At 72.4% G+C, this 4,770-nt stretch carries 5 protein-coding genes and 1 pseudogene; 3 read left to right on the forward strand and 3 right to left on the reverse strand.

The features are described 5' to 3' along the window. The first annotated feature begins 106 nt into the window (after positions 1 to 106). Positions 107 to 961, forward strand: a complete 855-nt coding sequence (locus tag GT030_RS25705; RefSeq protein WP_161203153.1) for an ABC transporter permease — start codon at positions 107 to 109, stop codon at positions 959 to 961. Positions 962 to 973: 12 nt separating this feature from the next. On the opposite strand, the gene GT030_RS25710 is transcribed toward GT030_RS25705, so the two are convergent. Further along, complete coding sequence (locus GT030_RS25710; RefSeq protein ID WP_161203154.1) at positions 974 to 1,306, reverse strand: ATP/GTP-binding protein; 333 nt, start codon at positions 1,304 to 1,306, stop codon at positions 974 to 976. Positions 1,307 to 1,548: 242 nt separating this feature from the next. On the opposite strand from GT030_RS25710, the gene GT030_RS25715 reads away from it, so the two are divergent. Continuing rightward, the gene (locus GT030_RS25715; RefSeq protein ID WP_161203155.1) at positions 1,549 to 2,577 is read left to right on the forward strand and encodes an LLM class flavin-dependent oxidoreductase; all 1,029 of its coding nucleotides are present in this window, start codon (positions 1,549 to 1,551) and stop codon (positions 2,575 to 2,577) included. A gap of 113 nt (positions 2,578 to 2,690) precedes the next feature. Here the strand turns inward: GT030_RS25715 and GT030_RS25720 are convergent, their stop codons facing one another. Continuing rightward, positions 2,691 to 3,083, reverse strand: a complete 393-nt coding sequence (locus GT030_RS25720) for an SCO5389 family protein (protein WP_030815996.1) — start codon at positions 3,081 to 3,083, stop codon at positions 2,691 to 2,693. 298 nt (positions 3,084 to 3,381) lie between these two features. Between GT030_RS25720 and nucS the strand changes: the two genes are divergently transcribed. After that, entirely contained in the window at positions 3,382 to 4,053 is a 672-nt protein-coding gene (nucS, locus tag GT030_RS25725; RefSeq protein ID WP_135789824.1) for an endonuclease NucS, read from the forward strand. A 17-nt stretch (positions 4,054 to 4,070) separates the two neighbouring features. Here nucS and GT030_RS25730 read toward each other — a convergent pair. Next, positions 4,071 to 4,770, reverse strand: a pseudogene (locus GT030_RS25730) (ATP-binding protein); the annotation flags it as partial.

The following is a 4,770-nucleotide window of genomic DNA, read 5'->3' on the forward strand; positions in this document are numbered from 1 at the left end:
CCCAGCCGGGCGTCCCGTACGCCCCGCCGGCGCCGGCCGCGCCCGGCCCCGAGGCGCCGAACCCGTACGCCGTGCCCGCCGAACCGACGAAGCCCGAGGACTCCCGATGAGCACCCAGCAGCCCCCGATGCCCGAGGCGCCCCACGCGTCCGGCGGTCTCCTGTCCGGCTACAGCTCACCGATCCCGGTCACGCCCACGCATCTCGGGCACGCGCTGGCCTCGGAGTGGACGAAGATGAAGTCGGTGCGCTCCACGGTGTGGACACTCGGCGTGTTCGTCCTGCTCGTGGTCGGCATCGGCCTGCTGGCCGCGGTGGCGGTCCGGGGCGCCGGTGAGCTGGACGGCCAGAACCCGCTGACCCTCGGCTTCTTCGGGCTGCTGCTCGGCATGATGTGCGTGATGACGCTGGGCGTGCTGACCACGGCGTCCGAGTACGGCACGGGCATGATCCGTACGACGATGACCGCGTGCCCGAGCCGGGGCCGGGTGCTGGCGGCCAAGTCGATCGTGTTCTTCGTGGTCGCCTTCGTGGTGACACTGGCGACGGTGTCCCTGGTGGCGCTGATCCAGACCTCGATGCTGGAGGGCAACGGGACCCGGACCCCGTCCGGCGCGGAATGGCTGAAGGCCACGCTCGGCATCAGCCTCTACATCGCGCTGCTCGGCCTGCTGTCGCTGCTGGTCGGCTCGATGATCCGGCACTCCGCGGGCGCCATCACCATCATGATCGGCGCCGTGCTGGCCCCGCTGGTGATCGCGCTGTTCATGAACGCCGGCTCGCTGGAGAAGGTGCAGCAGGCGCTGCTGGAGTACTCGATCCCGAGCCAGATGGGCGTGTTCTACGACAACACCCTCAGCCACTCCGGCCCCTCGGGCTGGGAGCCGCTGTGGATCATGCTGGGCGTGACGGCGGCGGCGTTCGCCGGGGCGTACGCACTGCTGGAGAGCCGGGACGTGTAGGCGCGCCGGCCGTCAGAACCAGGGCGCGTTCCCGGACCGCCGTACCCGTGTGGTGCGGCGGTCCCGTGCGTTCCAGCACGCCTTGTGCCAGTGCCGCCGGTCGTCCACGCCCGCGTGCTCCGGCCAGGCCACCACGTGCGGGAGGCCGGAGGGGATCACCTGGTCGCAGCCGGGGCAGCGGTAGGTCTTGCCGTCGGCGCTCGCCCCGGCGACATGGCGGACGCTCCACTCCTCGCCCTGCCAGCTCTCGGTGGACTGCCAGCCGCCGTACCGGCCCGACCGGTCGTCCTCGGCACCTCGGCCGGACGAGCCTGCCGCCTTGGGTCGGTTGCGACGCGGGGACACGGGACACCTCTTGGGGCTATACAGGGAGCACGGGCCGCGTCCAGCCTACGCGGCAGCGACCGGGGTACGCGTAGGGCGCCAACCCGTACAAGTCCCCTTCCAGGCCGATCCATTCCAGCAGAGAAGCGACCATTCTGCAGACAATCCGCAAATCCCTCCACCAAGCCGTGTCCTGGGCACGTGTCATGTGGTTATGCCGGTCGGGGGAGCTCCCGGTCGGAGCCAAGGAAGCGGGAAATGCGATGCGCGTTGGAAGTTTTGTGCTGGCGGCCCAGTATCCGGGCCAGGGCGCCGGAGAGGCCCTGCACCGGGCGGTGCGGTCCGCCGAGGTGGCCGACGAGGCAGGTCTGGACACGGTGTGGCTGGCCGAGCACCACTTCGTGCCGTACGGCACCTGTCCGTCGGCCGTCACCCTGGCCGCCCTGCTGCTGGGCCGCACCCGCCGTGTCCGGGTCGGCACCGCGGTCAGCGTGCTGCCCACCGTCCACCCGGTGGCCCTCGGCGAGCAGGCCGCGCTGCTGCACGTCACCAGCGGCGGCCGGTTCACCCTGGGCGTCGGCCGGGGCGGGCCATGGGTGGACCTGGAGGTGTTCGGCGCGGGGCTCGGGGCGTACGAGCGCGGCTTCCCGGAGTCGCTGGACCTGCTGCTGCGCTGGCTGCGCGAGCCGTCGGTCGGTGCGTCGGGCGAGCGGTACGTGTTCCGCGAGGTGCCGGTGGTGCCGCGCCCGGCGGACGCGCTGACCGAGACGCCGGGCCCGGAGGTGGTGGTGGCGTGCACCTCCCCGAAGAGCGTGCGGCTGGCGGCGGAGCGGGGTCTGCCGATGCTGCTGGGGATGCACGTCGGGGACGAGGAGAAGGCCGGGATGGTCGCCCTCTGGCGGCGCCACGCCCGCGAGTCGGGCCGCTCGCCCGAGGAGATCGCGGCGGCCGGCCATGTCTCGGCCGGCGTCTGTCAGCTCGCGGACAGCCGCTCCGACGCGGTGGAGACGCTGCTGAAGGCGATGCCGGGCTGGCTCAAACGGGGCCTTGAGGCCCATGTCACGGTGGACGGCCGGGCGCGCGCGATGCGCGACCCGTACGCCTACACCGAACTGCTCTGCGGGCTGCACCCGGTGGGTACGCCCCGGCTGGCCGCGGATCGTCTCGCGGCCACCGCGGAGCGCACGGGGATCTCCCGCTTCGCCCTGCTCGTGGAGGGCACCGGCGATCTGGACGCGACCGAGGAGAACCTGCGGCGCCTGGGCGCCGAGGTGCTGCCGCAGTTGCACTGACCGCCACCGGCTCCCCGGCCGCCGGGAGAGCCTGCCGCGCCCGTCCCGCATGCACCTCCCCCGGACGGGAACGGCAAGCCGGCGGCTCATGGAGCCGACGTCGCGCGTGTGCGTCAGCAGTCCCGCAGCTCCGGGGACTGGTTGAGGAGCTGGGCGCGCACCGAGGTGAAGCGGGCCAGCCTCTCGTCCACCGACGGGTCCAGCGGGAACACCGCCACCCGGTGGCAGTTCTGGAAGGCCAGGCGTACGCCGAAGTGACGCTGGAGAGCGCCGCGTATGGCGTCACTGGCGAGCGCGCGCAGCAACTGGCCGCGCGCCTGCTCGTCCGGCGGGGGCGTCTGGTTGTCGGCGAAGGGTCCGCCGTCCACCTTCAGCTGGGCCACCAGGGAGCTGATCATCTCCCACGCAAAGGGCAGGGAGGTCCGGACGCAGTCGACGAATTCTGCTTCGTCGACCTCGCCTCGCTCGGCCTGTTCCAGTAGGGCCGGTGAGACGTCGAGCGACATGGGTTCTCCTCTCGCACCCCCGATGGACAGGGGTTGCCGGACAGATAAGGGAGTGCGCGACAGCGGAGACGCTCCGTACCCCCACGCGGCCTCCCTGCTCCTACGGTAGGCAACCGTCGGTGACCACACCAGCAGAATGCGTATATGGAACGGTCGTCCTGCGGCCACAATCGGCCAGGGATGAACAAGAGTTATCAGGGACAATTGGGGTGACCCGCCGGACGGGGGTGGCGGCGGGCAGGTGGTGGGACGCGGGCGAATCGCGTGCACGGGTGCGCGTCGAGTAGCGTTGCCGACCATGCGTCTCGTCATTGCCCGGTGCTCGGTCGACTACGCCGGCCGGCTCACCGCCCACCTGCCCTCGGCCCCCCGCCTGATCCTGGTCAAGGCGGACGGCAGCGTCTCCATCCACGCGGACGACCGGGCCTACAAGCCCCTCAACTGGATGTCGCCGCCCTGCACCCTGAAGGAGGGCACGGGTGACGAGGCGGGCGTGTGGACCGTCATCAACAAAGCGGGCGAGAAACTGATCATCACGATGGAGGAAGTCCTCCACGACTCGTCCCACGAACTGGGCGTGGACCCCGGTCTGATCAAGGACGGCGTGGAAGCGCACCTCCAGGAGCTGCTCGCCGACCGCATCGAGACCCTCGGCGAGGGCTACACCCTGATCCGCCGCGAGTACATGACCGCGATCGGCCCGGTCGACATCCTGTGCCGGGACGCCAACGGCGGCACGGTCGCCGTCGAGATCAAGCGGCGCGGCGAGATCGACGGCGTGGAGCAGCTCACCCGTTATCTGGAGCTGCTCAACCGCGATCCCCATCTCGCCCCGGTGCGCGGGGTGTTCGCGGCCCAGGAGATCAAGCCCCAGGCCCGCGTGCTGGCCACGGACCGGGGCATCGGCTGCCAGGTCCTCGACTACGACGCCATGCGCGGCATCGAGGACGACAAGCTCCGGCTGTTCTGAGCCGCCCTTCGGGGACCTCAGATCACCGGCGGCTCGGTGCTCGCGCTCTCCGTGGTCTCGGTGGCCGCACTGGAGGCGGGCGCGGACGCCGTGGCGCCGTCGGCCGGACCGCCGGCCGAGGTGGAGGTCGTGGGGGGCGTGGTGGGGTCCTCGGGCGTGCTCGGCTCCCCGGTGTCGGTCGGCTCCCCCGGCGTCGTCGGTACGTCGGTGTTGCTGGGAGGCGTCGACGGCTTGCCCGTCTTGGTCGGCCTGCCCGTGGGCCCGGTGGAGCCGCCGCCGTGCGTCGGCTCGGGGCTCGTCTCGCCCCCGGTGCCCGGGGTGCCGGTCGGGTCGGCGCTCGGGCTGCCCGTGGTGGCGGACGGCGAGGGGTCGTCCGAGGTGCCGGGGGTGCCGTCCGGGCCGGGGCCGGCCGGGCGGGTGGTGGTGACGCCGGCCGGGGCGGGTTCGTCCCGCTTCGGAACGGCGCCCAGCGTGCCGTCGTCCAGGTCCTGGGTCGCGGTCGGGTTGCCGCCCACGTTGCTCGACGGGTTGCCTCCGGCGCCCTCGTCGGAGGTCATGCCCAGGGTGACGACGGTGCCGAGCACCGCGACCAGCAGCGCGCCGGACCCGGCGGCCACCAGATTGCGCCGCGCGATGGCCCGTACCCCGGCGCGCTCCCTCGCGGCGCCGGGCTGCCGGGCGACGACCGTCTCCGACCCGTAGCCGTGCGACGGGGTG

The organism is Streptomyces sp. SID1328 (assembly GCF_009865595.1).
Classification (GTDB): domain Bacteria; phylum Actinomycetota; class Actinomycetes; order Streptomycetales; family Streptomycetaceae; genus Streptomyces; species Streptomyces griseoluteus.

Bases quoted from the DNA above. Each gene is read 5' to 3' on its own strand.
- GT030_RS25720 (WP_030815996.1), bottom strand. From the start codon at position 3,083: ATGTCGCTCGACGTCTCACCGGCCCTACTGGAACAGGCCGAGCGAGGC.
- GT030_RS25715 (WP_161203155.1), top strand. From the start codon at position 1,549: ATGCGCGTTGGAAGTTTTGTGCTGGCGGCCCAGTATCCGGGCCAGGGC.
- GT030_RS25705 (WP_161203153.1), top strand. From the start codon at position 107: ATGAGCACCCAGCAGCCCCCGATGCCCGAGGCGCCCCACGCGTCCGGC.
- nucS (WP_135789824.1), top strand. From the start codon at position 3,382: ATGCGTCTCGTCATTGCCCGGTGCTCGGTCGACTACGCCGGCCGGCTC.